Annotated in this window: 25 protein-coding genes; 15 read left to right on the top strand and 10 right to left on the bottom strand. The window is 68.2% G+C overall.

Annotated features, from left to right (window positions below; translation table 11 throughout):
• Positions 1-93: 93 nt before the first annotated feature.
• Complete coding sequence (locus tag ACYZGB_RS08675) at positions 94-1,743, top strand: methyl-accepting chemotaxis protein (RefSeq protein ID WP_462387896.1); 1,650 nt, start codon at positions 94-96, stop codon at positions 1,741-1,743.
• 37 nt (positions 1,744-1,780) lie between these two features.
• Here ACYZGB_RS08675 and gph read toward each other — a convergent pair whose 3' ends face one another.
• From gph to ACYZGB_RS08695, 4 genes are all read right to left on the bottom strand, one after another.
• Positions 1,781-2,485, bottom strand: coding sequence for a phosphoglycolate phosphatase (gene gph, locus ACYZGB_RS08680; protein ID WP_462387839.1), 705 nt, complete (start codon positions 2,483-2,485; stop codon positions 1,781-1,783).
• An 81-nt stretch (positions 2,486-2,566) separates the two neighbouring features.
• Positions 2,567-2,866 (bottom strand): putative quinol monooxygenase, encoded by a 300-nt coding sequence (locus ACYZGB_RS08685; protein WP_462387840.1) that lies wholly within the window; start codon positions 2,864-2,866, stop codon positions 2,567-2,569.
• A gap of 51 nt (positions 2,867-2,917) precedes the next feature.
• Positions 2,918-4,438, bottom strand: a complete 1,521-nt coding sequence (locus ACYZGB_RS08690) for an SH3 domain-containing protein (RefSeq protein WP_462387841.1) — start codon at positions 4,436-4,438, stop codon at positions 2,918-2,920.
• Between the two features lie 2 nt (positions 4,439-4,440).
• Positions 4,441-5,787 carry an SPFH domain-containing protein gene (locus tag ACYZGB_RS08695; RefSeq protein WP_462387842.1) on the bottom strand — a complete coding sequence of 449 codons (1,347 nt, stop codon included), beginning with the start codon at positions 5,785-5,787 and terminating at the stop codon, positions 4,441-4,443.
• A 229-nt stretch (positions 5,788-6,016) separates the two neighbouring features.
• On the opposite strand from ACYZGB_RS08695, the gene ACYZGB_RS08700 reads away from it, so the two are divergent.
• Both ACYZGB_RS08700 and ACYZGB_RS08705 read left to right on the top strand, forming a co-directional pair.
• Positions 6,017-6,715, top strand: a complete 699-nt coding sequence (locus ACYZGB_RS08700; protein ID WP_462387843.1) for a response regulator transcription factor — start codon at positions 6,017-6,019, stop codon at positions 6,713-6,715.
• Complete coding sequence (locus ACYZGB_RS08705) at positions 6,712-8,898, top strand: sensor histidine kinase (RefSeq protein WP_462387844.1); 2,187 nt, start codon at positions 6,712-6,714, stop codon at positions 8,896-8,898. Before ACYZGB_RS08700 ends, ACYZGB_RS08705 begins: the two co-directional genes overlap by 4 nt.
• 45 nt (positions 8,899-8,943) lie before the next feature.
• On the opposite strand, the gene rpe is transcribed toward ACYZGB_RS08705, so the two are convergent.
• On the bottom strand, positions 8,944-9,627 hold the full coding sequence (gene rpe / locus ACYZGB_RS08710; protein ID WP_063462344.1) for a ribulose-phosphate 3-epimerase: 684 nt from the start codon (positions 9,625-9,627) through the stop codon (positions 8,944-8,946).
• An 89-nt stretch (positions 9,628-9,716) separates the two neighbouring features.
• Here rpe and apaG point away from each other — a divergent pair, with 89 nt between their 5' ends.
• From apaG to ACYZGB_RS08730, 4 genes are all read left to right on the top strand, one after another.
• Positions 9,717-10,124, top strand: a complete 408-nt coding sequence (gene apaG, locus ACYZGB_RS08715) for a Co2+/Mg2+ efflux protein ApaG (RefSeq protein ID WP_462387845.1) — start codon at positions 9,717-9,719, stop codon at positions 10,122-10,124.
• A gap of 82 nt (positions 10,125-10,206) precedes the next feature.
• Entirely contained in the window at positions 10,207-12,216 is a 2,010-nt protein-coding gene (locus ACYZGB_RS08720; protein WP_462387846.1) for a site-specific recombinase, read from the top strand.
• A gap of 172 nt (positions 12,217-12,388) precedes the next feature.
• A complete protein-coding gene (locus ACYZGB_RS08725; RefSeq protein ID WP_462387847.1) occupies positions 12,389-13,648 on the top strand; it encodes a cation:proton antiporter in 1,260 nt (419 codons plus the stop codon).
• Entirely contained in the window at positions 13,638-14,762 is a 1,125-nt protein-coding gene (locus tag ACYZGB_RS08730) for a YbdK family carboxylate-amine ligase (RefSeq protein ID WP_094290392.1), read from the top strand. The genes ACYZGB_RS08725 and ACYZGB_RS08730 overlap by 11 nt, the downstream gene beginning before the upstream one ends.
• 188 nt (positions 14,763-14,950) lie before the next feature.
• Here the strand turns inward: ACYZGB_RS08730 and ACYZGB_RS08735 are convergent, their stop codons facing one another.
• Together ACYZGB_RS08735 and ACYZGB_RS08740 are read right to left on the bottom strand one after the other, a co-directional pair.
• A complete protein-coding gene (locus tag ACYZGB_RS08735) occupies positions 14,951-15,349 on the bottom strand; it encodes a tautomerase family protein (protein WP_462387848.1) in 399 nt (132 codons plus the stop codon).
• Positions 15,331-15,552 (bottom strand): hypothetical protein, encoded by a 222-nt coding sequence (locus tag ACYZGB_RS08740; protein WP_462387849.1) that lies wholly within the window; start codon positions 15,550-15,552, stop codon positions 15,331-15,333. Before ACYZGB_RS08740 ends, ACYZGB_RS08735 begins: the two co-directional genes overlap by 19 nt.
• 112 nt (positions 15,553-15,664) lie before the next feature.
• Here ACYZGB_RS08740 and ACYZGB_RS08745 point away from each other — a divergent pair, with 112 nt between their 5' ends.
• The 4 genes from ACYZGB_RS08745 to ACYZGB_RS08760 all read left to right on the top strand — a co-directional run bounded on the left by ACYZGB_RS08745 (position 15,665) and on the right by ACYZGB_RS08760 (position 18,643).
• Positions 15,665-16,573 (top strand): LysR family transcriptional regulator, encoded by a 909-nt coding sequence (locus tag ACYZGB_RS08745; RefSeq protein WP_462387851.1) that lies wholly within the window; start codon positions 15,665-15,667, stop codon positions 16,571-16,573.
• Between the two features lie 45 nt (positions 16,574-16,618).
• Complete coding sequence (thiL, locus tag ACYZGB_RS08750) at positions 16,619-17,593, top strand: thiamine-phosphate kinase (RefSeq protein WP_462387852.1); 975 nt, start codon at positions 16,619-16,621, stop codon at positions 17,591-17,593.
• Positions 17,594-17,719: 126 nt separating this feature from the next.
• The gene (locus tag ACYZGB_RS08755; protein ID WP_462387853.1) at positions 17,720-17,923 is read left to right on the top strand and encodes a YgaP family membrane protein; all 204 of its coding nucleotides are present in this window, start codon (positions 17,720-17,722) and stop codon (positions 17,921-17,923) included.
• 168 nt (positions 17,924-18,091) lie between these two features.
• Positions 18,092-18,643 (top strand): RNA polymerase sigma factor, encoded by a 552-nt coding sequence (locus ACYZGB_RS08760; RefSeq protein ID WP_462387854.1) that lies wholly within the window; start codon positions 18,092-18,094, stop codon positions 18,641-18,643.
• A gap of 23 nt (positions 18,644-18,666) precedes the next feature.
• Here the strand turns inward: ACYZGB_RS08760 and ACYZGB_RS08765 are convergent, their stop codons facing one another.
• The 3 genes from ACYZGB_RS08765 to ACYZGB_RS08775 form a co-directional block, all read right to left on the bottom strand.
• Positions 18,667-19,983, bottom strand: a complete 1,317-nt coding sequence (locus tag ACYZGB_RS08765; RefSeq protein WP_462387855.1) for a ferredoxin reductase family protein — start codon at positions 19,981-19,983, stop codon at positions 18,667-18,669.
• A 153-nt stretch (positions 19,984-20,136) separates the two neighbouring features.
• On the bottom strand, positions 20,137-21,324 hold the full coding sequence (locus ACYZGB_RS08770) for an Acg family FMN-binding oxidoreductase (protein ID WP_462387856.1): 1,188 nt from the start codon (positions 21,322-21,324) through the stop codon (positions 20,137-20,139).
• Between the two features lie 42 nt (positions 21,325-21,366).
• Positions 21,367-22,416, bottom strand: a complete 1,050-nt coding sequence (locus tag ACYZGB_RS08775; protein WP_462387858.1) for an NAD-dependent epimerase/dehydratase family protein — start codon at positions 22,414-22,416, stop codon at positions 21,367-21,369.
• Positions 22,417-22,547: 131 nt separating this feature from the next.
• Here ACYZGB_RS08775 and ACYZGB_RS08780 point away from each other — a divergent pair, with 131 nt between their 5' ends.
• From ACYZGB_RS08780 to ACYZGB_RS08795, 4 genes are all read left to right on the top strand, one after another.
• Complete coding sequence (locus ACYZGB_RS08780; RefSeq protein WP_462387859.1) at positions 22,548-23,432, top strand: LysR family transcriptional regulator; 885 nt, start codon at positions 22,548-22,550, stop codon at positions 23,430-23,432.
• Between the two features lie 136 nt (positions 23,433-23,568).
• The gene (locus ACYZGB_RS08785) at positions 23,569-25,188 is read left to right on the top strand and encodes a DUF4139 domain-containing protein (RefSeq protein ID WP_462387898.1); all 1,620 of its coding nucleotides are present in this window, start codon (positions 23,569-23,571) and stop codon (positions 25,186-25,188) included.
• A gap of 146 nt (positions 25,189-25,334) precedes the next feature.
• On the top strand, positions 25,335-25,862 hold the full coding sequence (locus ACYZGB_RS08790; protein ID WP_462387860.1) for a phosphatidylglycerophosphatase A family protein: 528 nt from the start codon (positions 25,335-25,337) through the stop codon (positions 25,860-25,862).
• A complete protein-coding gene (locus ACYZGB_RS08795) occupies positions 25,862-26,389 on the top strand; it encodes a CinA family protein (RefSeq protein ID WP_462387861.1) in 528 nt (175 codons plus the stop codon). Before ACYZGB_RS08790 ends, ACYZGB_RS08795 begins: the two co-directional genes overlap by 1 nt.
• Positions 26,390-26,402: the final 13 nt, after the last annotated feature.

Raw genomic sequence — 26,402 nt, forward strand, 5'->3', positions numbered from 1 at the left:
CCACCGCAGCGCAGCCGCCAGCACCGGCTTGCAAAACGTGGGCTGAATCGCCTTCGCCCCTTGCTCCAAGCCCCTCCCGCGCCTGACATGACCATGAAACTCAGCAACCTCTCCGTCGGCCTGCGCCTGGGCGCATCCTTTGGCGCCATCCTGCTCATCACTGCCCTCATCGCGGCCACCGGCATGTGGCGCATTGCCAGCCTGCAAAACGCGAGCGAGCGCGTGGCCACGCAAGAAATCGAGCAACAGACGCTGGTTGAAGACTGGGCCTCGGACATCCGCCTGAACTGGGTGCGCACCGAGGCTTTCCTCAAGGCCATCGACCGCGACTACATGGACAAGCTCACGGCCGACACCCAGGCCACCGCCACGGGGATGGAAGCCAAGGTCAAGCGCATCGAGGCCCTGGTGCAGGGCGAGCAGGCGCGGGGCCTGCTGGCCGCCATTGCCACGGCCCGCCAGGCCTACAACGACAAGCTCGCAGAAATCCGTGAACTGCACCGGGGCGGTGAACCCAATGTGCCCGCCATGGTGGACAAGGACCTGCGCCCGCTGGCCGACAAATACCTGAAGTCGCTGGATGACCTGCGCCGTGCCATGGGCACCCAGCTCGCCGAAGGCCAGGCCGACACGTCGGCACTGGCCAAGGCCAGCCAGGTGTTGCTGGGCGTGGGCACGCTGATTGCCGTGGCGCTGGGCGCGTTGCTGGCCTTCACCGTCACGCGCTCCATCGTGCGCCCTGTGCAACGGGGCAAAGAAGCCGCAGAAAACATCGCCGACGGCGACCTGACCCACCCCATCGAAGCCAACGGCAACGACGAAACCGGGCAACTGCTGCAGGCGCTGGCCACCATGCAGTCGCGCCTGGCCTCCATTGTGGGCAACGTGCGCCACAACGCCGAGGGCGTGGCCACCGCCAGCACCGAGATCGCCTCGGGCAACAACGACCTGTCGGCCCGCACCGAACAGCAGGCCAGCGCACTGCAAGAGACGGCCGCATCGATGGAGCAACTGGGCTCCACCGTGCGCCAGAACGCTGACAACGCACGCCAGGCCAACCAGCTCGCCATGAATGCATCCACCGTGGCCCAGCAGGGCGGCGACGTGGTGGCCGAGGTGGTGACCACCATGAAAGGCATCAACGACAGCAGCAAGAAGATTGCCGACATCATCAGCGTGATCGATGGCATCGCCTTCCAGACCAACATCCTGGCGCTGAACGCGGCCGTCGAAGCCGCGCGCGCAGGCGAACAGGGTCGGGGCTTTGCGGTGGTGGCGGGCGAGGTGCGCAGCCTGGCCCAGCGCAGCGCCGAGGCCGCCAAGGAGATCAAGGGCCTGATCGGCACCAGCGTGGAACGCGTGGAGCGCGGCACGGCCCTGGTAGACAAGGCGGGCGCCACAATGAGCGAAGTGGTCGCCTCCATCCGCCGCGTGACCGACATCATGGGCGAGATCAGCGCCGCCAGCAGCGAGCAGAGCCAGGGCGTCAGCCAGGTGGGAGAGGCCATCACCCAGATGGACCAGGCCACGCAGCAGAACGCCGCCCTGGTGGAACAAAGCGCCGCTGCGGCCGACAGCCTCAAGACCCAGGCGGGGCAGCTGGTGGATGCGGTGGCGGTGTTCCGGCTGTCAGCCCACGCAGCCCGCCAAGGCGACGCCATACCCGCCCCCGCGCGCAGTGGTGGCACCAGCGCATCGCGGCTGGACTACCGCGCCGTGGCGCCGCGCCAGTTGACGGCCTGAGAGAAAAGAAGGAAAAAAGAGGACAGAAAAGGCGCGCTCAGGCCAGCTGCGCCAGCGTGTCCACAAACCCATCGGCATCCACGGCCCGCACCGGCTGGCCATGGTTGTAGCCATAGGTGACCAGCACCACAGGGCAGCCTGCCGCCCGCGCGGCCTGCGCATCGTTGCTGGAGTCGCCCACCATCAGCGTGCGTGCTGGGCTGGTGCCCAATGCCTCGCAGGTCTTGAGAAGCGGCAGCGGATCGGGCTTCTTACGCTCGAACGCATCGCCGCCAAACACGTGTTCAAAGTACCCGGCGAGCCCCTTCAGCTCCAGCAAAGGCAGCGCAAAACTGGTGGGTTTGTTGGTCAGGCAGGCAAGGCGCAGCCCCCGGGCGTGCAGCGCTTGCAGCCCGGCCTCCACGCCGTCGTACACCCCGGCAAACTGGCCATTGATCGCGAGGTAGTGGCGCTGGTAGCTGGCCCAGGCCGAGGGATAAAGCGATTCAATTTTGATAGCAACATCATCAATACCATCGCGCGGAAGCACATGTTTTAGCACTGAACGCAGCAAATGTTCGGAGCCTTTGCCCACCATGGACTCGATCGAGCCAGCATCGATGGGCGGCAGGCCCAGGTCCTGCAGCATGCGGTTGAGCGCTTCGCTGAAGTCGCCCAGCGTGTCCACCATGGTGCCGTCCAGGTCGATGATCGCAGCGTCCACGCAGGACGGGGGGAGCGGAATGAAGTTCACAACGGCCAAGGAAGAAGTTTGGAATGCCGTGCATGGTAAGGGCGCCAATGCCCCCGGGGCCGGTGGTGGCACACACGGCCACCGGCCTCGTCAACCTGTGTGAAGGGCTTCGGCCTGGTAGATGGTCATCTGCGGGCTGGCTTCGCAGAGTTCTGTGATGGCGTGCGCAAACTTCCGCGAAGCCTCCAACCGGAAGTGGGCCTGCAGGGCCGCCATGTCGCTCCAGCGCTCCACAAACACGAAACGCAGCGGCTGCAGCACATCGCGGCTCACGTCGTGGGACACGCATCCCGGCTCCGCGCGGGAACGCAGAACATGCTCTACAGCGAGGCGCTCAACGGCGGCTTCGGTTTCCTTTCGGGCGATGGCATGGCCGGTAACGAGGATCATGGTGTGCCTTGTGGTGGATGGGGATGAGCGGATTATTCCGCGAGCCCACATCTACCGCAGGCTCAGCGTCTGCCGCTTCCAGGCCGGGTCTTGCCAGCGCTGGAACAAAGGCAGCGCTGCCACATCGCCTGTCACGCGCTCGGTGGTCAGGCCCTCCAGTCGCACCACCTCAAAACTTTTGCGGTAGCGGCCCTGGCCCCGGGCCTCGCGGGCCACCAGCATTTGCTGGCCACCGGGCACCCAGCCCGCCCACTCGGCCACGCCGGTTTCGGGCGTCGCGGCGGCGGGCGGCAGCACATCGGCCAGCCAGCCGCCTTCCGTTTTGCGCAGCACCCACAGCTCGCGCCAGCCTTCCATGGGTTGCACCGCCAGGGCCACGGCCGTGCCCTCGCGGTTGGTGTTGGCCGATGCGGCCCACACCACGCCGTAAGTGCAGCGGCGCAGCAGTGGGGCCTTGGCGCTGTGCTGCTCGTCCACCAGCAACACGCAGGTTTCGCCGGGGGCGCCGGGCTCGGTCAGCAATGTGGGGCGATTGCCCGCAGCCGCCACCAGGGCCGCAGCAGGCACCAAGGCCCAACGTACAGCACTCACGCGCATGGCAGCGTCGTTGTAGACGCTCTGGTCTTCGTCGGGCAGCTCGGCCTTGCTCACGCCGCTGAGTTCCGTCAGGGCGCGTGCGGCGGTAGCGGCCACCGCCGGGTCGGTTGCGTTCTTGCGCGCCTGCTGAAAGGCGGCGGCGCCCCACACGCTGGCGCGGCGCATTTGCACGCGGTTGCGCAGGTAGCCGGGCAAATTGGCCACGTCCACGCGCTCCAGCACCTCGGCCTGCCAGGTGATGACCTTGGCACGCTCGTGTGCAGGCAGGTCGGGGTTGATGCACTCAGGGCGGGTCAGCGCCAGGGCGGCGCGGGCGCGCTGCTCGGCATCGGCCACCGGCATGGCCAGCAGGCGGCGAAACGCCTCGCCCTCGTAGCAGACCTGCATGCGGCCTTCGACCTCGTAGGTGGCAAAGCGCACGCCATAGCCATTGGCCACATCCAGGTGGGCCGATAGCGTGGCGCCCGAGGCCTTGCCCGGCACGGCCACCGAGGCGCGGCGGGCCAGCCGATCGGCAAAGGTGCCCAGTGCATCGAAGGCCTGCGCACCCTCCATGCCAGCCAGCGCCTTGGCGGGCGCGGCCTGCAGGTAGGCAGCGGTGAGGCCAATGCCCAGCGCTTCGGCGCCCGGAGTGTCCTGCACAAAGCGCATCACAGCCAGCAGCGCGGGGCCTTCTGCCTCGGTCATGGCCACGCGGCGCACATCGCTGGCGCGGATGAAACCACCGCGCTCGCGCTTGTGGTCCCACACCTGCAAATAGTCGAGGCGCTCGCCGCGCACTTCGAGCACTTCGCCCTGCCACAGGCTGGCCTGCTGCTGGGCTCCGTCACGGGGGGCAGCGCGCAGGTTGGCCTGGTCTTGCACCACGATGGCGCTGCCCTGGGCGCTGGGCGATGGCTGGGGGGCGGCCTCGGCCGCCACGGTCACTGCAGCGCTGGCCACGGCTGCCAACAAAGTTGCGAAGGTGGCGTTCATGTTCACTGCTCCACGGCTTGGGTGGTGGTGGCGTCGTCGGCCACGGCCGCAGCCTGGGCTGCACCGGCCTGGGCGTTGCGGTTGCCGCCCAGCAGCGCAGCACCGATGAAGTCGCCGTTGGTAGGCGGGGGCGCGATGATGACCTGGATCTTGTCCGAGAGCTTGTCAGCCAGCGTCTTCTGAATGAGCAGGGGGTGTTTGGTCACCAGTGCGCCTTCGCGGGCCATTTGCTCGGCGTTGACCTTGCCCACGCGGTCCATGCGGTAGGCCTCGGCCTCGGCCAGCTTCTGGCGGGCGTCGGCCTCGCCGTTGGCTTCGATGCGGCGGGCCTGGGCACTGCCTTCAGCGGCTTTGACGCGGGCCACACGTTCGGCTTCAGCTTCGAGCTGGCGCTGCTCAATCTGCCGCTGCTTGAAGGGCAGCACATGCTTCATGGCTTCTTCCTGGGCCTTGGCGGCGATGACTTGCTCACGCGCAGCGGCTTCGGCGGCCACTTCGCGGCGCACCTTGTCGGCGTTGGCGTCCAGTTCGGTTTCACGCACGCGCTTGTCTTTCAGCTCCAGCGTGTAGCGCATTTTTTCGGACGCCAACTCTTCGGCCAGCAGGCTGTCCATGCCCCGGCGGTACTCGGCGGGCAGGTCCACCTTGCCGATCTGCAGGCTGCGCAGCGTCACGCCATCGGCCGCCAGGCGGGCGCGCAGTTCGGTTTCGATGATCTGCGCAATCTCGGCGCGCTTGGACGAGAAGATTTCACGCACCGTGTAGCGGGCAAACACCTTGTAGACCAGGCCTTGCACGGCGGGCTCCACGATGTCGACGCCCACGTTGTCGGGCAGGTTGCCGGCCTTGACGGCGGGCGAGTTGGGGTCCAGTGCGTAACGCACGCTCAGGTCCAGCCCCAGCGACAGGCCCTCTACCGACTGCAGCGGCGCGCTGCCCGTGGCCTGGCGCATGGCTTCAGGGCGGTAGCTCTGGTCGCGCAGGGAGAACACCCGCACCGTGTGCAGGCCGGGCACCACCCACACGCTGCCATCACGCCACAGGCTCACGGCACCGGTGAACTGGTTCAGGCGCAAACCCAGGTCGCCTTGCGCCAGGTGTTGCACCGGGGGGTTGCGGTACACCATCAAGCCTGCGGCGGCCACCACCGCGCCAGCGGTCAGCCAGCGCACGGTGCGGGCGGTGGGCAGCAGGTAGGCCCAATTCAAGGGGGCTGCCGAAGCGGGTTCCGCCGTGGGTGTGATGTCTTGCAGATCAGCATCCAGCACGGGTTCTGTACCGGCTTCGGGCAAGGAGCTAGAGCGACGGCCCTTCAGGGTCTGCACGATGCGGTTCCAGGTGGCTTTCATGGTGTTTCTCTCTCAGGTTGGTTCGGTGTTGTTGTCGTTTCTGAGCCGCCGCTGTGGCTTGCTCATTGAGGACCGATTGTTCGGATCCACCCCGGAAGCAACAACGCAGTGCAGCCCCCAATGCGCTCACACCGCCCGCACGAACCTTCCGGCCCCGGAAGAAAAACTCACACCGCCCAGAACGGGGCGCCGGGATAATCCGCCCACCCCACTACTGCCCCGCCAGCCCATGACCCGCATTGCCGTGATCGAAGACGACCTGCCCACCAGCAACCAGTTGGCCGGGTGGATACGCAGCGCCAAGAGCGGCATCATCATCGACCAGTGGTTCACCCGCGACGAGGCCGAGGCCGCGCTAGCCCGCGAGCACTACGACGCGGTGGTGCTGGACATCGAACTGGGCCGCGAGCGCCATGCAGGCGTGGCCCTCATCAACGCCATCAACAAGCTGCGCCAGGGCACGCCGGTGCTGGTGGTGTCTGCCATGCCTGCGGCCATCTACCGCAGCATCATGAAGGCCCTGGACGCGTGGGACTACCTGCAGAAAACCACGTTCGAAGAGGCCGACTTCATCGAGACCTTTCTCGACATCCTGCGTACTACACAGGCCCAGGCCCCAGCCAGCGCGCCCCCCGCCCCCGTGGGTGATGCGCTGGTGCTGGACCCGCTGTGGCAGCGCACCCCCACCTGGCGCGGCGAGCGCATCAACCTGCCGCTCACGGCCCAGCGCATTCTGGCCACGCTTCACCAGCGCAGTGGCGAGGTGGTGTCGTATGACGAACTGTTCGAGGTGGTGAAAAGCGGCCGCAACCGCGACAACGTGCGCAAGCATGTGAGCACCATTCGCGAGGCGCTGCGTGAAGTCGATCCTGGATTTGAGGGAATAGAAAACGTGCCCATGCGCGGCTTCCGCTGGGTCGGCAAATGAAGCGCCTGCTACGCCCAGCGCTCGAAATCTCCCGTCTGGAGATGCCCCGCCTGGGCCTGCCCGCGTTCCGCCTGCGCATTCTGGTGCGCGGGGTGTTCGTGCTGCTGGCCCTGGCCACGGTGGCGCTGAGCGTGGTGGTGCTCAAGGACGAAAAGGAGCGCGCCTGGCAGGCCTACCAGCACGGTTTTGTGCGCAGCCAGGCCGAGGTCATGGCACGGCTGCGCCACCCCTCGGGCCAGTTGGCGCTGCTCAATGCCAGCCACCTCGGCCAGGGCGTGACGCCGCTGGCGCCGCTGCTGCTGCCCTACGCCGCCATCGACTTTGACGACCCCCAAAAATCGCAACAGGCCGTGGAGATGGCGGGCTGCTCGGTGCAGTACCCCGATGGGGCCTCGGTTTGCGCGGCGATTGGCAACAACCCCTATGCGGGCGGCTTCATTTACCTGGTGGGCAGCTTTTACGCGGGCGAGCTGATACCCCGCGAGCGCGGCGCATTGGTGCCCGCCGAAGCACACCGTGCGCGCATCAGCCTGGACATGCGGGGCACCACCTACCGCTGGATTGCGCCGTACGAGGCCATGCCCCCACAGGGCAGCGCGGCCGTGCGCGGGCGCCTGACGGGGTTTGTGGACAACGGCACGCCGCAGCTCGACGCCCGCGCGCGGCCGGTGCGCGACTTTCGCGGCTGGCTGTGGCAAAACGGCCAGTGCCGCGACCTGCCGCCCCCATCGGCCAGCTCGCCCGCTGGCGAGGCCACCACCACTGACTGCCTGCGCCGCACCCACTACTCCATCCGCCTGCCGGTCGAACTGTTCCGCGAGGCGCTGTTTCGCAAGGACGAGCGCTTGGTCTGGCCGCCGGAAGACTTGGGACAGATGCGGGTGCGGGTGGAGATGCTGGCACCAGGCGATGACACCAAGCCCTTGTTCGACAGCGACGCACCCGGCGCACAGCTGGCCGCATCGCTGGGCGACCTCTCGCGCAGCCTGCTGCCGGGTGAGCGTGTGCAGATCCGCAAAATGGGCAGCGACGAAGCCAGCGCCATCACCCTCAAGGGCATTGAGGTACAGGCCGAGCCGTCCGCGCCCTGGCTGCTGCGCCTGATCCGCTGGCTGCCGCTGGAGGCCGCAGGCGTGGGCCCGGCAGCAGCCACGCCCGCCGCGCCCACTGCCCTGGACATTCTGGACACGCCCACGGGCAACTACGTGGTGAATTTCACCGGTCACCTGCGCGGCGTGGAACAAGGCCTGGCCGCTGTGGCCACGCGCCTGTCCTGGTACCTGGGCGCCATGCTGGGCGCCATTGCGCTGGCCTGGCTGGTGGTGGAGGTGGGCCTGATCCGCCGCGTGACGGCCCTCACCCGCCGCGCCGCCGCTGTGTCGTACAACGTGCAGCCCGGCCACACCGGGCCCCGGCTGGGCGACATGGACGTGTCGGACCTGCGCGGCTCGGACGAGCTGGGCATTCTGGCCGGGGGCCTGGCCGACCTGCTGCAGCGCGTGAAGGACGACCTGCAGCGCGAGCAACTGCGCGCCCAGCAAGAGCGCGACATGTGGCACGCCGTGGGGCACGAGATCATGTCGCCCCTGCAGTCGCTGATGGCTCTGAACGGCCCGCAAGACCCCGGCCACCGCTATGTGCAGCGCATGCAGCAGGCCATCCATGTGCTGTATGGCACGGCATCGCCCGCCGAGGCGCTGCAGGCCGCCAATGTGCCCGAGGGGCGGCTGGACCTGGATGCATTCCTGCGCAACGTGGCCGACAACGCCCACTTTGCGGGCATCCTGGATGTGGTGTATGCCCCGGGTTCAAGCAACGCAGGCCCGGTCATCGTGCGGGCCGACGAGTTTGCGCTCGAAGACGTGGTGACCCACATTTTTCGCAATGCCGACCGCTATCGACCCACAGGCAGCCCCATCAGTCTGACGCTCACCGCGTCGGAATCCACGGCCAGCGCCACGCTGCACAACCAAGGCTCGACCATTGCCGAAGACTTGTTGGAGCGGATTTTTGAATTGGGTGTATCAGACCCCGAGAGCCCCACCCCGCTGGGCGAGGGCGAGCATCGGGGCCAGGGGCTGTTTGTGGCCAAGACCTACATGGCCAAGATGGGCGGCACCATCAATGCACGCAACACCGAGGGTGGCGTGGCGTTTGTGCTGACGTTTCAACGGCTGGGGTAGCCCCACCAGCCGTGGTGGGCCACCCCGCCCGCCATCAAGCGCCCCTTATGCAGCCAGCTGCACGCGCATGGCGTCGATCACGCCCTTGTAATCGGGCTTGCCAAAAATCGCGCTGCCCGCCACAAAGGTGTCGGCACCCGCATCGGCCACACGGCGGATGTTGTCAGCCTTGATGCCGCCGTCCACCTCCAGGCGGATGTCCTTGCCCGAGGCATCAATGCGCTTGCGCACGGCTTCGATCTTGCGCAGGGCCGAGTCGATGAAGCTCTGGCCGCCAAAGCCAGGGTTCACGCTCATGATGAGGATGAGGTCGATGTCGTCGATCACCCAGTCCAGCACATCCAGCGGTTCGGCCGGGTTGAACACCAGGCCGGGCTTCACGCCCTTGGAGCGGATGGCCTGGATGCTGCGGTGCACATGGCCCGAGGCATCGGGGTGGAAGCTGATGTAGTCCGCACCCGCGTCGGCAAATGCGGCGGCCAAGGCGTCCACCGGCTGGATCATCAGGTGCACGTCGATCGGTACGGCCACGCCCGCAGGCGTTTTGGCATGCGGCTTGAGGGCCTGGCACACCATGGGGCCGAAAGTGAGATTGGGCACGTAATGGTTGTCCATCACGTCGAAGTGGATCCAGTCGGCGCCAGCGGCAATGACGTTGCGCACTTCTTCGCCCAGGCGGGCAAAGTCGGCAGAGAGGATCGAGGGGGCGATTTGGAAGGTGCGGCTCATCTCCCGATTGTCGCAAAGCGCAGAAAGAGTGGGGGTTTTGGCGGCTGCATGCCCCCTGAAAACGGGCTTGCAGCGTTACCATTCGCCCCATGCCAAAGCACCAGTTTGACGTGGAAGTGCTGCCCGAATACCTGCCCGAGCAGTCCGCGCCGGACTCCGGGGTGTTCAGCTTCGCCTACACCATCACCATCACCAATTCCGGGGAAGAGCCTGCGCAGCTGATCTCCCGACACTGGATCATCAGCGACGCCCGGGGGCACACCGAAGAGGTCAAGGGCCTGGGGGTGGTGGGGCAACAGCCCCTGCTCAAACCCGGCGAGTCGTTCCAGTACACCAGCGGCTGCCGGCTGCGCACCGGCAGCGGCACCATGCATGGCACCTTCCACTGCGTGGCCGAAGATGGTGCGCCCTTCAACACCCCGGTGCCCCTGTTTGTGCTGGAAGCGCTGGGCCACGGCCCTTCAGGCAACCCTCTGAGCGGACGGGTGCTCCATTGAAAAACTATTACCCCCACGCGCCCCACTCCGTGTGGTCGCTGCCCCCCGAGGGGGCCGCTTTTCATCTTGGGGCGGCCCGGCGATGAAAATAGGCGCAGCCCCCAAAGACCTGGCCAGCCTGCTCGCAGCGCTGGACCCCGCAGCCGACCTGGCCCACCGCCACCTGTGGCTCATCAATCTGCTGGACTGGGTGCGCGGCCAGCGCAACTCGGTGCCCGCGTCGCTGGAGCGGGTGCAGCTGTTCCTCGACACGGTGGCGGCCCGGCCCGACACCCAGCAGCGGCTGCAGGCCTGGTGGTCCACGCTGGTAGACCAAGTGGACATCACCACCTTGCTGGCCGACTTTGGCTTTGCCCCCCGCACGGCCCTGGTCAGCGAGGTGGCCGAGCGGCTGCGCACCAAGCTGCTGCCGGGCAGCCCTGAGACCATCGATGCGTCCGAGCTGTTCATGCTGGCGCTGCCCAGCGCCTTTGATGCCCAGTGGCTGGCCGCACTGGACGAAACCCAGCTCAACCGCCTGGTCGGGCTGCTGGCGCCCGCCGATGCCGAGGGCCCCACGGGGGGGGCCACGCTCTGGCACCGGGCCTTGCTCGATGCCATCACCTACTGCGCAGGCCAGATCCTCTCGACCGGTTTTGCCCCCGAGCTGCGGCTGCGCATGAGCGAAGCCGCACGCGAGGGCCAGCCGTTCCATGCGCTCATCCGCGATGTGGAAAGCCTGCGCGTGGAAGTGCTGCACGCGCTGCGCACGCCAGACCGCCTCAACGAATGTGCCCAGCGCCTGCGCGAGCGGCTGGAGGCCTGCCGCGCGGCAGCGGCGACCGTGTACGCCCACTTTGAACAGAACGGCATCTCGGTGGGACTGGTATTCCGCCTGCGGCAGCTGCGCGAGCGCATCCTGCGTGTGCGCGAGCTGCTGGACTGCCTGCTGTCGCCCAAACCGGCGGTCACCGCCGCGCGCCTCATGGCGCACCTGGTGATGGTGGGGCAGGAACGGCGCAGCCTGCGCGCGCTGTTTGCCGCCAACTCGTCACTCCTGGCCGCCAAGGTGGCCGAACGCAGCGCCGAAACCGGCGAACACTACATCACCCGCACTAGCGCCGAATACCGTTCCATGCTCAGGAAGGCGGCGGGCGGCGGTGCCTTGATGGCCTTCACCACGATGGCCAAGTTCGGCCTCTATGCCCTGGCGCTGTCGGCGTTCTGGGGCGGGTTCATGGCGGGCATCAACTACGCCGTGAGCTTTGTGCTGATCCAGCTCCTGCACTTCACCGTGGCCACCAAACAACCGGCCATGACAGCGCCCGCCATGGCAGCCAAGCTCAAGGAGCTGGGCACGGGCGACGCCATCGAGTCCTTTGTGGACGAGATCACGCACCTGGTGCGCTCGCAAGTGGCGGCCGTGCTGGGCAATGTACTGGTGGTGTTCCCCGCCGTGCTGGTGCTGGCAACGGCGATTGCGCTGGCCACCGGCGCCCCGGCCATCAACGAGAAGCAGGCCGAACATGTGTTCGAGTCCCTGCACCTGCTCGGGCCTTCGCTGTTTTTTGCAGCCTTCACCGGGGTGTTGCTGTTTGCGTCGAGCATCATCGCGGGCTGGACGGAGAACTGGTTCGTGCTGCACCGCCTGGACTCGGCCATGCACTACAACCCGCGCATCACGCGGCTGCTGGGGGCCGAGCGCGCCGCGCGCTGGGCCCGGTTCCTGCGCGAAAACCTCTCGGGGTTTGCGGCCAACATCTCGCTCGGTTTCATGCTGGGCCTGGTCCCCGTCTTTGCCGCATTCTTCGGGCTGGGGCTGAACGTGCGCCACGTCACGCTGTCCACGGGCCAGATTGCGGCCGCCAGCGCCACGCTGGGCCTGCAGGTGCTGCACATGCCCGCATTCTGGTGGGCCGTGGCCTCGCTGCCGTTCCTTGGCGCCTTGAATGTGTCGGTGAGCTTCTACCTGGCCTTCCGTCTGGCACTGCGCGCCCAGAACGTGAGCGGCGTGGACCGTTCGCACATCTACGCGGCCATTCGCGCACGCCTGCGCACATCGCCACTGAGCTTCTTCAAACCCGAGCGCAGCGCATCCACGGTCGCGGCATAGCGGCAGGCCGACTGCAGCAACCACCGCCCCTGTCCTACATGGGCGATGTGTTTCCGCCTGTAAATTCGGGGGCCTACCCCCAGCGCACCCCCTCCCATTGGCGGAGGGCTTGTGTGCCTGCCCTTCACACCACCGGGCACCCGTTGCCCGTCTGACGCAGAGGTCCCATGACATGAATGAAATCCTGAGCTTTTGGGCGCAGTGGCTGCGCCCCTCGGCCGGGCTGCCCACGGTGCAATGGTCGCTGCTGCTGGCAGTGGCCGCCATGGCGGGCTACCTGACGCAGCGCCACACCGGCCTGCCCAAGGTGGTCGGTTACTCGCTGGTGGGCACGGCGGCGGGCCTGGCGGGCTTCAGCGGCGCCGTGTGGCCGCTGCAGGGCATCGGTCTGTTCCTGCTGGAGCTGGGTGTGGCCATCGTGCTGTTTGAATGTGGCGGGCGCATACCTCTGCGCTGGTTCCGCCACAACCCCATGGTGCTGGTGCAGAGCATTGCCGAATCGGTGCTGACCTACTTTGCCGTGTACTGGGTGCTGGTGTGGCTGCAACTGCCCACCCAGGTGGCCGGGCCGCTGGCGCTGGTGGCGCTGGCCGCGTCGCCCGCCGTGCTCACCCGCGTGGTGGCCGACACGCGCGCCGCCGGCCCGGTGACAGAACGCGCCATCGTGCTCACCACGTTGTCCACGCTGTATGCGCTCACGCTGGGCAGTGCCAAGGCCGAACTCATCAACCGCCAGAGCCTCACCGTGCTCGAAACCGTCTCGCCCGTGGTGGTGGTGCTGGGGGTGTCGATTGTGGTGGCGGCTGTGCTGTCGCTGGTGCTGCGCATGGCGCTGCGTTTCATGAGCCCCACGAGCGAAAACACCTCCATGCTGTTCCTGGCCCTGGTCGCCGCAGGCACGGCCGTGGCTGCGCACATGGGCGGCTCCGCACCCCTGGCAGCGCTGCTGGCGGGCATGTTGCTCAAGCAGCTCAACCCCCGCCCCTGGGCCTGGCCGCGCCAGCTGGGCAATGCGTCGTCGCTGCTCACCATGCTGATGTTTGTGCTGGTCTCCACCGTGGCCGCGCAGGCCGACTGGAGCGCCCCCGTGGCGGGCGTGGTGCTGGCTCTGATTGCCGTGCGCCTGCTGGCCAAGGCCACCGGTGTGGCGCTGGGCAACGTGGGCAGCGGCGCGAGCTGGAAGCAGGCGCTGTGGGTGGGCTGCGCGATGACGCCCATGTCCTCCATCGCCCTGCTGATCGCCTCGCAGTTCGTGCTGGCGTCGCCCTCCACCGGCCATGTGATTGCCGGGGTGGCGTTGCCCGCCATTTTGCTGATGGAAGTGTTTGGCGCGGTCATCGCCACCCTGGCCATCTACCGTGCGGGCGAAAGCTCGAAACCCTGGGCGCCGCTGACCCGCGCCAACCATGGAGACAACCACCGTGAGTCTTGAAGCCTTCAACCATTCCGAACCGCTGACGCTGGGCGTGGAGCTGGAGCTGCAGCTCGTCAACACCAACGACTACGACCTCGCGCCCTACGCCGAGGACATGCTGCGCCTCATGAAGAAGACCCCGCTGCCCGGCAGCGTGGTGCCCGAGATGACAAACAGCATGATCGAAATCTCCACCGGCATCTGCCACTCGGCCAGCGAGGTGCTGGGCCAGCTCACGCCGATCCGCGATGCGCTGGTAAAAAGCGCCGACAAGCTCAACATCGCCGTGGTGGGCGGCGGCACGCACCCCTTCCAGCAATGGCACGAGCGCCGCATCTACGACAAGCCGCGCTTCCGCGAGCTGTCGGAGCTGTATGGCTACCTGTCCAAGCAGTTCACCATCTTCGGCCAGCATGTGCACATTGGCTGCCCCGACGCGGATGCCGCGCTCTTGATGCTGCACCGCATGTCGCGCTACATACCGCACTTCATCGCGCTGTCTGCCTCCAGCCCCTACGTGCAGGGGCAGGACACGGCGTTCGATTCGGCGCGGCTCAATTCGGTGTTCGCGTTTCCACTGTCAGGCCGCGCGCCCATGGCGCTCACCTGGACGGATTTCGAGGCCTACTTCGACAAGATGACGCGCACCGGGGTGGTGAAGAGCATGAAGGACTTCTACTGGGACATCCGCCCCAAGCCCGAGTTCGGCACCATCGAGATCCGCGTGTTCGACACGCCGCTCACCATCGAACGCGCAGCAGCCCTTGCAGGCTACGTGCAGTCGCTGGGCGCCTGGTTCCTGGCCGACCAGCCCTTCATGCCCGAGGAGGACGACTACCTCGTCTACACCTACAACCGCTTCCAGGCTTGCCGCTTTGGAATGGACGCGGTGTATGTGGACCCGGCCACGGGCGACCACATGCCGCTGCGCGAACACATCCTCAAGACGATGGACAAGATCGCCAGCCACGCCGCCATGCAAGGGGCATCCAGCGCCATGCACATGCTGCGCACGGAAGTCGAAGCCAGCCAGAACGACGCACGCTGGCTGCGCCAGCGCCAGAGCGAAGAGCAGTTGCTGGCCGAGGTTAGCCGCCAGGCGGCGCAGCGTTTTCGCGGCGCGCCTGCCTGAAGTGAAACGCCCCCTGAGTCGCTCCGCGCCTTCCCCCTCTCTCGCCTTGCTGCGCAAGGCGGGAGGGGGACGCCCCCGGTGCGGCGGGGCTGCCCTTGCACGGGGGCGCTGGCTCGGGCCGCGCCGGTTTCATCAGCTGCGGGTGGCGCGCAGCGTCATGGATTTTTGAACGCGTACCGGTATGAGCGTCATGCCGCCAGCGCCAGCTTTCGTGCCTGCTGCGTGCGGCCGCCATAGCCCCAGTCGCTGGCGGGCAGTTCCCGCACCACCACGTAGCTGGCCGGAGCCAGCGTGCCGTCACCGGCCAGCTGGCGCTGCAGCTCGGCAAACGCGGCCTGGATGAAGGCGGCCTTCTCTTCCTGCGTGTTCGTGCCCTGCGTGATGCTGATCTCCAGCAAGGCCGTGGGCTGCGCCACGGGCGCACCACCGATATGCCAGCGGGCGCTGGGCAGGTCGTCGATGACCACGGCCGTCACCTCGCGGCGTTTGCCGAGTAGCTGAACCGTGAGGTCGGTGAGCGCGCTGGCGAGCTGCCGGTAGCGCTCGGGGTTTTGCAGCGGAGCCAGTTTCAGAACGAGGGTTGGCATGGTGTCGGGGCCTTCGGAGTCAATGGGGTTGTGGGTGCGGACCGGGCCCGCAGGGAGTGAAAAACCCGTCGGGTCATTTGCAGGAGCCACTGCGCCACCCAGGCATGGGCTTCGCGAATCGCCTCCTGGCGCAACTGCATGGCATGGCGCTTGGCTGCGTCACGCAGGCGCTGGTAGTCGTCGGGGTGCAGGTGGGGGTCCATGGCATTCCTTTCTGGATGGAGCCACTGTAGGCAGCGCAGGGCGCGGCGGAAACGGCCCGTGGTGCAAGACGGCTTTGCACGGATTGCAAAGCCCCGCCGTTACCATTGCCCGATGCGCGATATCCGCTTTGAAGACATGCACCTGTTCGCCCGCGTGGCCGATCTGGGCTCGCTGTCGGCCGTGGCGCGCGAGCGCGACGTGCCCGCGAGCCAGGTCTCGCGCACGCTGGCGCGCATCGAACAATCCTGTGGTGCGCGGCTGGTCCACCGCAGCACGCATGGACTCACGCTCACGGCCGAAGGGCTGACCTTTCTGGACTACTGCCGCCGCATTACCGGCACGCTTGACGAGCTGGAAGGCGAGTTCGCCCAGCAAAGTGGCCAGCCCAGCGGCTGGGTGCGCGTGGCCTGCAGCTCGGTGGTGGCCGAGCACCTGCTGATTCCCAGCTTCGAGAGCCTGCAACACAAGCACCCACAACTGCGCGTGGAGCTGCTGGTGGACGACCGCATGGCCGACATGGTGCAGGGTGGCATCGATATCGCCATCCGCACCGGCCCGCCGCTGACCGACACCGTGGTGGCACGCCCGCTGGGCACGCTGGCCCGCGCGCTGTATGCCACACCCGGCTACCTGCAGGCCCATGGCATGCCCCAGCACCCTGACGAACTGCGCCAGCACCGGCTCATCACCAACAGCGCCGTGGCCTTCCTGAACCACTGGCCCTTCCTGATCGACGGCGAGCCCCAGGTGCGGGTGGCTGACGGCCACTGGCGCTCAGGCAGCACGGCCATCACCGCGCGTTTGGCGCTGCAGGGCCTGGGCATTGCGCGCCTGGCGACGGTGGTGGCCGATCCCCTCGTGCGCCAGGGCCAGCTCGCGCCCGTTTTGGCTGCGTTCGTGGACCTGCAGCCCAGCCCCATCCACGCCATCACCCTCACCCGCAGGCACCGGCTGCCCAAGGTCCAGGCCTGCATCGACCACTGGGCGCAGTGGTTTTCTCCGCAAGAAAGCCGTGCCTGATGCCTTTGATGCTCCGTTTTCCCCATTTGATTGCCGAACACTGCCATGGGTGAGTTCGACCTGATTGCCCGCTACTTCACCCGCCCCGTGCGCCGCGCCGCCCTGGGCGTGGGCGACGACTGCGCGCTGCTGGCGCCCGCACCCGGCATGCAGCTGGCCGTCTCCAGCGACATGCTGGTGGAGGGCCGCCACTTCTTCGCCGATGTGGACCCCGAAGCCCTGGGCCACAAGGCGCTGGCCGTGAACCTGTCGGACCTGGCGGCCTGTGGCGCGCGCCCGCTCGCGTTCACCCTGGCCTTGTCGTTGCCCCGGGTGGATGAAGCCTGGCTGGCGGGCTTCTCGCGCGGGCTGCTGGCGCTGGCTGATGCCCACGGCTGCGAGCTGGTGGGCGGCGACACCACACAGGGCCCGCTCAACCTCTGCATCACCGTGTTTGGCGAAGTGCCCACCGGCATGGCCCTGCTGCGCAGCGGCGCACGGCCTGGTGACGACCTCTATGTGAGCGGCACGCTGGGCGATGCCCGGCTGGCGCTGGAGGCGCTGCTGGGCCACACCGCCCTGCCCGCCGAGGTGCTGGCCCGCGCGCGCCAGCGGCTGGAGCGCCCCACCCCCCGCGTGGCCCTGGGCCAGGCCCTGCGCGGCATTACCAGCAGCGCCATGGACCTCTCCGATGGCCTGCTGGGTGACCTGTCGCACATCCTCAAAGCGTCGGGCGTGGGTGCGCACATCGACACCCACATTACTTCCAATTTGATAGCTGAAAAGGCTTACCTATCGGGCGGAAACGGCCATTTTGGCCTTGAATTTGTCCGCCAATGCACCCTGGCGGGCGGTGATGACTACGAGCTGGCTTTCACCGCGCCCCCGGCCCGGCGCGATGCCGTGGCTGCCGCTTCGCAGGCCAGCGGCACGCCCGTCACCCGCATCGGCACGGTGCTGGCCGAGCCCGGCCTGCAGCTGGTGGATGCTCAGGGGCAGGCGGTGGAGCACCGCTATGCCTCGTTCGACCATTTCCGCTGATGGGCAGCAGTGACGGGCAGCGACTTTTTTTCGCGAACCATGAATCCTTTTGCGAAACCCGTCGCTCTTGGTAGGGGCGGCGCCCTGTGCTGGCACCTTCATCCCCCCACCAAGGAGCTTTTCACCATGCTGTACCGCAAGAACATCACCCGCCCCGAAAGCCTGCTGCGCGTTGTCGGCGGGGTCGCCCTCATCGCCGCCGGCCTGTGGTGGCTGGCCGCTTCGCCCCTGGGCCTGGCGCTGGCCGCCTCGGGCGTTGGCAGCATCCTGAGCGGGGCCTTCGGCTACTGCCCCGCCTGCGCCATGGTGGGCCGCAAGCCCGTGAAATGAAAAAACACCCCCCTGAGTCGCTTCGCGCCTTCCCCCCGCTCTCACGCTGCGCGTGGGCAGGGGGACGCAGCCAGCGCGGCGGGGCGGCCCTTGCGCGGCTGCCCGCGCATGGGCGGCGCCAGTTTCGCAGGCTGCGGGTGGCGCCATGCGCTGTGGAGAACTGAAAAGATGAGCCTCCCCAGTCCAGGATCCACACTCGCCCAACTGCTGCCCGCCGCGCGCAGCGGCGACGCCGTGGCGATGGAACAGCTGCTGCGCCTGACGCGCCCCGACATCCGCCGCTATGCCCTGCGCCACTGCGCGGCCACCACCGCGACGGACGACGTGGTGCAGGAGGCACTCATCATCGTGTACCGCCGCGTGGGCGCGCTGCGCGAGGTGGCGGCGTTTGGCGGCTGGGTGGTACGCATCGTGCAGCGGCTGTGCATGCGGCCCATGCTGGCCTGGCTCCGGGGCGAGCCGCTGGCGCAGGTCGAAGACAACCTGGCCTGGTCGCACCGCCCCGACCACGAACTGCGCCATGACCTGGCCCTGGCCATCGACTCGCTGCCGCCCCTCTACCGCGAGGCGCTGCTGCTGCGCGACTTCGAGGAGCTGACGATTGAGGAGATGAGCGAACGCCTGGGCGTGACGCGCGAGGCGGCCAAGAGCCGCCTGCACCGCGCGCGGGCGCTGGTGCGGGAGTACCTGGTGCCCACGGACCGCACCGGCACCACGTAGCGTTGCAGCGCGGAGAACCCGCCTCAGCGCATCTGGAACAGCTCCTGGTGAAAGCGCGCAGACGGGCGCCCCAACTGCTCCATGCCATGGCGCACTGCCTCGGCAAAACCCTGCGGCCCGCAGAACCACACACTCGCCGCCGGGCTCGTGCCTGCCAGCAACGCTGCCGGTGTCACGGGCCCGGCGTTGTCGCTGTAGTGAATCTCCAGCGTCACGCTGGGCAAACACGCGCACAGCGCGGCCATGCGGTCGGCAAACACCGCCTCGGCCGCATGGCGCACGCAGTAGTGCAGGTGCACCCGGGGTGCCAGCGCAGGTGTGGACTGCAGGGATTCGAGCCAGGCCATGAACGGTGTGGCGCCGATGCCGGCAGCCACCCACACCTGCTCGCGCGCACTGTCGCTGCGGAAGTCAAAGCAGCCATACGGCCCCTCGATGTCCACCCGCTGGCCCGGCTGCAGTTGCAACGGCAATCGCCCCGTGTGGTCGCCCAGCGCCTTGATTGCAAAGCGCAGCGTGCCGTCGCCTTGGTCGGCGTTGAGCAGGGTGAAAGGGTGCGCGCCCTCAGCCTTGCCAAACGCGACAAACGCAAACTGCCCCGCCGTGTGCCGCCAGGCGCTGCCAGGGCTGACCTGGCAGCTCACCTCCAGCACGCTGGCCCCTTGTGGCAACACGCTGACCACGCGGGCCGCATGGCGGCGGCTGCGCCCGATGGCCCCGGCCAGCGAGCGCACGGCACACAACACCCCCATCAGCGAGCACAGGCCCACCAGCACGCCCGCTGGCTGCGCCCACCAGGCGGGCGGCGTGAGCATCACGGCATGGAAGGCCAGCACCAGATACACCACGGCCAGCAGCTTGTGCAGGTAGCGCCAGACGTGGTACGGGAACCGCTGCCACAGCGTGATGACCAGCATGGCCGCGAGGAACCACACGGCCCACTCCCCCATCTCCTCGGCCAGGTGGCGGAAGGTGTTGAGCCACCAGTCTGCGCGCGGCGTGCGCACCGGGCGGCCCACCCAGGCGGCCAGCAGGCTGCGCGAGAGCTGCAGCCCGTAGTGCGCCAACCCCAGCACAATCGCGCCAATGCCCGCCCACTTGTGCAGGCGGTAGCTCTTGTCCAGGCCGTCCAGCGGTTTTTCCAGCCACGCGGGCCGCACGGCCAGCACCATGATCAGCGACATCAGCGCCCAGGCCCCCACCCCGGTAAGCAGGATCAGCTGGTTGCGCCACCACCAGACATCGCCCCATGCGGCCGGCGCAGGCTGGGGCACCCACAGTGCCAGCAGCCACGCTGTGAATGCCAGCGCCAGAGAGCCTCCCAAAACCTTCTTCCACATCACCAGCCCCAACTATTTGTTGCAATGCAGCAAATATAGAAACCCGCGATGAACGCCACCTGAACGGAGTGTGAAGGGGCGGCAAAGCGTGGCAGCTTGTGGCCGGAGGTTGATCTGCATCAGCCCGCTGCGCGGGTGCCGACCTCCCCGCAATCAAGTCTGCACAAAACGCGCGAGAGGCCGGCGCGGCGTGGCAGGCACCTCGCCCTGCGGGTAGCCCATGCGGCAGAACATCTGCACAGTGGGCTCCTGGGGCGTACGCGGCGCGGGCCGCCCCAGCACCAGCTGGTGCACACACTCGTAGTGCGGCGCCATCTCGGCAAACTCCTGCACTGCCTGGCTCATGGGATGCATGCCCACACCCAGGGCCGTGGCCTGCAGCTGCAGGCGCACATAGGCGCGCCCGGCCTGGATCTGGTCGCTGCGGGTGTTGGGGCCGGTGATCCACACAAAGCCCATGGCCGTGCGGCTGTGGCCTTCGAAGCGGCCCATGGCGCTTTTGTAGGCAGCGCTGCCTTCGGCCGGGGGCTGGGTGCGGTCGAACATGCCCAAGGCGGTCACGGCGCGCACAAACGGGGTGTTGATGGAGATGCCATCGCGATGCTGCAGGATCTCGGCCGGGCCCACGCGGGTGAGATGGATGCTTTCCATCATGGTGCGGGGCGTGAGCAGCTCGACCTGGGCAGCCTCCCAGCACAACGTGCGCAGTGCAGGCAACTGCTCGGCAGCGACGGTGCCGCCGATGTGCAACCGGGGCTGCGGGGTTGCGGGGGCGCTTGCCAGCAGGCGGGCCAGCTGTTCGGGCGCCACAGGGCGGGTGGTGTCGAAGTCGGTCTTGGGCGTGCGGCGCTGCAGCACCTGGGCGAACAGCGGGTCGGGCTGGCCGCCGGGCTCAAGAGTGATGCGCGCCACGGGGCGGTCGTCCCAGTCCCTCAGCGCCGGGGGCAGCTCGCCCTGCGGCCACAGCTGCACCTGGCTGGCCACGCCCTGCTGGGCCAGCGCCATCACCAGCAGCTCCAGAAACGCGCCATGGCCTATCAGGATCTGGCGGCCCAGCGGGTCGGTGTGGGGCAGCACGCGCTCGCGGTCGGTGCGCAGGGTGATCACCCCCTCCTCGCGCAGGTCCACCAGCCAGGGCTGCAGGTTGTGCGGGTTGGGGGCGGTGATGGCGTAGGCCACGGCGCGGCGCCGCGCCTCGGTGTGGCCCACGGGGCCTTGCCAGGCCTCCACGGCTTCGGCGGGGTAGTGGGAGCCCACCGCGCCGCAGGCGGCCAGCGTGCCCACGGTGGCGGCGGCGATGGTGCCACCACCGGCCAGGCGGATGAAGTTGCGTCGGTTCATGGATGTGCTCCGGGGATAGACAAGGGGATGTGGATGGAGGGCTCAGGCAGCGGCCACTTGCGCAGATGCGGCACGCGCCCAGCCCAGATCAGTCAGCGCCCGGTGCACGGCGGTGTCGAACGGGGTGTGCGGCTCGTCGCCAATCAACGCGGTGAGGCGGGTGTTGTCCAGCCGGTGCGGGGTGCGCCACAGGTAGCGCATGGAGGCCACGGCCTGCAGCATGGGCACCAGCAGCCCCACCAGCTGCAGCAGCGGCCAGGGCGTGGCGCCCACACGCAGCGCACCGGCAGGCGGCAGCCAGCCCTGCGTGGCTGCCACCGCCGCCAGCGCCTGCACCCATTGCCGGCCCGTGGCCTGGTGCCCGGCAAAGTGCAGGGTGTCAAACGCGGCCAGGTGCTGGCGCTGCTCGGCCACGCACACAAAGGTGCGGGCCAGGTCGGGCAGGTAAGCCCAAGGCGTGGCCACGTCGGCCGGGCCCGGCAGGGTGACGCGGCCCTGCGACAGGCGCTTGGCGATGACCTGGTCGAGCAGGCCGCCCGCGCCGCCGCCAAAAAAATCGCCCGCACGCAGCACCACGGCACGCATGCTGCCGTCCTGCGTGGCGGCCTGCAGGCGTTGCTCCATCTGCACGCGCAGGCGGCCCTTGGTGCCGGTGGCAGCCTGGGGCGTGTCCTCGCGCAGCACGGCGTGCATCGCTTCGCCAAAGTTGTAGACATTGCCCGGCAGCATCAGCGTGGCGCGCAGCTGGCGGGTGACTGCGATGGCGGCCTCCATCAACGCGGGGGCCTGCGTGCGCCAGGCCTGGTCGGTATAGGGCGGGTTGAGGGCGTGCACCACCACCTGCGCCCCCTGGGCCTGGGCGGCCAGTGCGGCCGTTTCATGGACTGCCACCGGCATCCACCACACCCCGGGGATCGCGGGCAAGGCTGCTCTGCCCGCGCCACCTGAAGGGGGCCGCACCTGCGCCAGCACCTGCCAGCCCGCCTGGGCAAATGCACGCGCAGCGGCCAGGCCCAGGCGGCCCCGTGCACCCAGGATCAGCACAGTGCGGGGGCTGTGTGCTGGGGGGTTGGGAAGGGGGAAAGAGGTCATGTGGGCACTCCGTTCGAAAGGGATGGAGTGATTGTGGAAACGTGCGCACCGTTACACAATTGCCTAACCATTCATACCTGCAATGCAGATTTGAATACCTAAAACCCTCCCGCTGCGGGCACGCTATCGCCATGAAACCCACCTTTGACTGGAGCCTGGTGCAGTCCTTCCTGGCAGCGCTGGACCAGGGCAGCCTGCTGGGCGCGGCGCGCGTTCTCAACGCCAGCCAGCCCACCATTGGCCGCCACATTGCCGAGCTGGAGTCGCAACTGGGTGCGGTGCTGTTCGAGCGCACGGGACGTGGCCTGCTGCCCACCGCCACCGCGCTGCGACTGGCCGAATCGGCCCGCGCCATGGAGGCCGGGGCACACCAGCTGGCACGCAGTGTGTCGGGCGCCGAGGCAGGCGTGAGCGGCACCGTGCGCATCACCGCCAGCCAGCCCGTGGCCTGCGTGCTGCTGCCCCCGGTGCTAGCCCGCATGCGCCAGGTGCTGCCCGAGGTGCAGGTGGAGCTGGTGGCCAGCAACCAGGTCACCAACCTGCTGCGGCGCGAGGCCGACATCGCCCTGCGCATGGTGCGCCCCGACCAGGCCAGCCTGGTGGCCAAGCGCATCGGCGCGGTCACGCTGGGCGCCTACGCCCACCGCGACTACCTGCGCCGCAAGGGCACGCCCCAGCAGCCGCCCGACCTGCTGCAGCACGAGCTGGTGGGCAACGACCGGCACGAGGACATCGTGCAAGGCTTTGCCGCCATGGGCTACCCCGTGGAGCGCGAGCAGTTCGCGTTTCGCACCGACGACCTCATGGCCTACTGGGAGGCGGTGCGCGCAGGGTTGGGCATCGGCTTTGTGGGCAACTACCTGGCCCGCACCGATGCCAACGTGGTGGCCGTGCTGCCGCAGCTGCCGCTGCCCGAGCTGCCCATCTGGCTCACGGTGCACCGTGAGATCCGCACCAGCCGCCGGATTCGCGCGGTGTATGACTTTCTGGCGGCGGAGGTGCCAGGGGCGTTGTGAACCCGAGCAGCAGACCGCCCGGCTGCTAGCATCCCAGTCCCTTTGTCCAACGCGCCCAAGGAGCCCCGTGATCCACTCCCCCACAGCCTTGCACTTGCGCCCCCCACACCTGCTGCGGCCCTTGTGCCTGGTCGGCATGGCCCTGCTGTGCAACGCAGCCTCGCCAGCCCTGGCCCAGGACACCTCCCGCATCGCCCGCGTCACCGTCTACCCCGGCAGCGCCACGGTGGAGCGTGTGGCCAAGGTGGCTGCGGGCGCGCGCAGCCTCACACTGGCCTGCTTGCCAGCATCGCTGGATGTGCAAAGCCTGCAGATCAACGCCGACCCCGCCGTGCGCGTGGGCGAGTTCAACGTGCTCACCGAGGACCGCGATGTGGCGGCGGGCTGTGCGAGCCCGCTCGACGGCCGCATCCGCGAGCTGGAGGACCAGATTGCCGGGGTAAAGGCCGAGGCTTCGGCCCTGCAGTTGGTGGACGGCTATCTGCGCAGCGTGGCCCAAATCGGCTCGGGCCCGGAGGCAGCGGCGCCTGCCAGCACCGCCCCCCGTGCCGCCACGCCAACGCCTGCACAGATCACCGCCACTGCCGAGGTGCTGCGCAAGTCGGGCCAGGACAGCTTTGCGCGCGCGCACCAGCTCCGGCGCAAGCAGGAGATGCTGGAGCTGGCTCTCAAACCCCTGGCGGCCGAACGCGACCGCGTGGCCAGCCAGCGCGCGCGGGTGGTGTCGGTCACCATCAACCTGGCCGCCGAGCGCGAGGCCGAGCTGCGCCTGTCCTACCAGGTGCGCGGCCCCGGCTGGCAACCCAGCTACCGCGCCACGCTGGACGCCGCCAAATCCACGGTGCTGATCGAGCGACAGGCGCTGGTGGCGCAGAACAGTGGCGAGGACTGGAGCGGCGTGCAACTCACACTGTCCACCGGCCAGCCGGGGCGCGCCACCCAGGGCCAGCTGCCGCGCCCCTGGTGGCTGAACGTGGCGCCACCACCGCAAGGCGCGGGCGCACAGGCAGCCGCCGTGGCGATGGCGCCCGCGCCAGCGCCTGCCATGGCGCCGCTGTCCAGGTCCCGCAATGCCGCCGAGGAAGCCATGCCCACGTTTGACGTGAGCGCCCTCGACAAAGGGTTTGCCACCGAGTTCGCCGTGCCCCAGCGCATCACCGTGCCATCGAGCGGCCAGCGGGTGACGCTGGCGCTGGGCAGCCACACGGCGCCCGCCACATTGCTCACGCGCACGGCACCGGCCGTGGAAGAAGCGGCCTATCTGGTCGCGCAGATTGCCCAGCCGCCCGGCGTGTGGCCGGCAGGCGCAGCAGGCCTGTACCGCGACGGCGCTTTTGTGGGCAATGGCCGCATCGACTTTGGCGCGCCCAGCGCGGGCGCCCCGGCGGGCAGCACCAGCCTGTCTTTTGGCCGCGATGAGCTGGTAACGGTGCGGGCCGAGCCCGAGCAGGACGTGACGGGCAGCAGCGGTTTTGTCGGCTCGCGCGTGGAACGCAAGACACGCCGCGCCTACAGCGTGGAAAACCGCCACAAGACCGGCATCACGCTGCAGGTGCTGCATGCAGCGCCGGTGTCGCGCAACGAGAAGATCGAGGTGGAGTCGCGCTACCAACCGCCGCCCACCGACCTGGCCTGGAACCGCTCTGCGGGCACCATTGCCTGGCAGCAGCCTGTGGCCGCAGGGGCCACGGCGCAGTTCAGTGCAGAGCACACCGTCCGCTACCCCAAGGACATCGAGCTGCTGGAAAGAAGATGAAACACCCCCTGGGGCGCTTCGCGCCTTCACCCCTCTCTCGCTGCGCGGGAGAGGGACGCACCCCGTGGCCTGGCAGAGCCAGTTCCACAGGTGCACTCGCCTTGCATGCGCCAGTTGCATAGACTGCGGCGCAGCCGACCACTGACATGACTCCACTTTCGCCTTCAGACGCCCCATCTGCCCCCCGCCGCCCCACCCTGGCCTTCCTGCTGGGCCACCCGGCCCACTTCATCGCACTGGGCTTTGGCGCGGGGCTGTCGCGCAAAGCGCCCGGCACTGTGGGCACGCTGTGGGCCTGGCTGGCCTACCTGGTGCTGCAGCAGTGGCTGTCGCCGCAACACATGGGCTGGCTGATTGCCGCCAGCACCGTGGTGGGCTGGTGGGCCTGCACCACCACGGCGCGCCACATGGCCGTGGCCGATCCGGGCAGCATCGTGTGGGACGAGGTGGTGGCCTTCTGGCTGGTGCTGTGGCTGGCCATGCCCATGGGGTTCTGGGGGCAGTTTGTGGCCTTTGCGCTGTTCCGCTTTTTTGACGCCGCCAAGCCCGGCCCCGTGGGCTGGGCCGACAGCCTGTTCAAGGGCTTTGGCTGGCGCGGCGGCTGGGGTATCTTGTGGGACGACTTTGTGGCAGCCTTCTGTACCCTGCTGGTCATTGCAGTGTGGAGGTTTTGATGACAACCGTAACGCTATCAAATGCAGAGCTACTAGCGCTTGATACATCCGCGCTAGAGGCCAATTTGACCCAGATTTCTCTGGAGCTGATCAAACACCGGCACCTGCTGGCCACCGCCGAAAGCTGCACGGGCGGCATGATCGCGGCGGCCTGCACCGACCTCGCGGGCGCGAGCGACTGGTTTGAGCGAGGCTTTGTCACCTACTCCAACGCCGCCAAGACCGAGATGCTGGGCGTGCCCGCCGCACTCATCGAACAGGAAGGCGCCGTGAGCGAGGCCGTGGCCCGCGCCATGGCCGACGGGGCGCTGACCCACTCCCAGGCCCACGTCAGCCTGGCCGTGACCGGCGTGGCCGGCCCCACGGGCGGCAGCGACGCCAAGCCCGTGGGCACCGTATGGTTTGCCTGGTGCGTGGGCGGCGAAACCCACAGTGAGATGCAGCACTTCCCAGGCGACCGCGCCGCCATCCGTGCCGCCACGCTGCGCTACGCGCTGCAGCGGCTACTGGGCCACCTGCTCGCCTGAACCCCGCTTGGTT

The sequence above is a fragment of the Acidovorax sp. Q11 genome, from assembly GCF_054950075.1.